Source organism: Polaromonas sp. P3_C2 (assembly GCF_056402675.1).
Genome location: NZ_JBFUGX010001045.1, coordinates 1 through 974, shown reverse-complemented (window position 1 = coordinate 974; position 974 = coordinate 1). Strand labels below are relative to the sequence as shown.

Annotated in this window: 2 protein-coding genes; both read right to left on the bottom strand. The window is 61.2% G+C overall.

Translation table 11 applies throughout. From position 1 onward, the window contains the following. Positions 1-420: AMP-binding protein (locus tag AC1DWI_RS24450; RefSeq protein ID WP_477726082.1), on the bottom strand; the 420-nt coding region annotated here is incomplete at its 3' end. Positions 421-586: 166 nt separating this feature from the next. Continuing rightward, on the bottom strand, positions 587-974 hold a 388-nt coding region (locus AC1DWI_RS24445; RefSeq protein ID WP_477726081.1), incomplete at its 5' end, for an NAD(P)(+) transhydrogenase (Re/Si-specific) subunit beta.

Below are 974 nucleotides of genomic sequence, written 5' to 3'. Positions count from 1 at the left end.
CTCGAGCGTGTTGGCGAAGTTTTCGATGATGACGATCGCCTTGGCGCCCGAATCCTTGAGCTGATGCTCCAGTTCGCGCGGCGTGTACAACGGGTTCACATTGACCACCACATAGCCGGCGCGCAGGATGGCGGCCACCGCCACCGGGTACTGCGGTACGTTGGGCATCATGATGGCAACGCGGTCGCCCTTAGCCAGGCCCAAGCTCTGCAGGTAGGCGCCGAAGGCGAGCGACAGGCTGTCGGTCTGGCCGAAGGTCACGTCCTTGCCCATGAAGCTGTAGGCGACGCGGCTGCCGTGTTTCTTGAAGCTTTCCTCCATCAATGCGACCAGCGACGGGTACTGGGACGCGTCGATATCGGTAGGAACGCCCGGCGGATAGGCTTTGAGCCATGGGCGGTCAAGGGTCGCTGCATTCATGTTTGTCTTCTCCATTACGTATTGCTTACTGCCATGGATTCTCATGGCGTGCCCTCTTCGTGGCTATTGCGTTTTCCCTAGGAAACCCGGGAAATCAGGAGGGAAGCCTCTCTAAATCGGGGTGCGCCCGCGGCTCGCCGCCGCGGGAAAACCCGGCGGCCAGCGATTACTCGATGGCCTTGCCCATGTCTTCGATCACCTTTTTGGCGTCCCCGAACACCATCATGGTCTTGTCCATGTAGAAGAGTTCGTTGTCCAGGCCCGCGTAGCCAGCCGCCATGGAGCGCTTGTTGACGATGACCGTCTTGGCCTTGTAGGCCTCCAGAATCGGCATGCCGTAGATCGCGCTGCCCTTGACGTGCGCGGCGGGGTTCACCACGTCGTTGGCGCCCAGGATGATGGCGACATCGGCCTGGCCGAACTCGGCGTTGATGTCTTCCATTTCATGCACCTGGTCGTAGGGCACTTCGGCCTCGGCCAGCAACACGTTCATGTGGCCGGGCATGCGGCCGGCCACCGGGTGGATCGCGTATTTGACGTTGACGCCCTTGTCG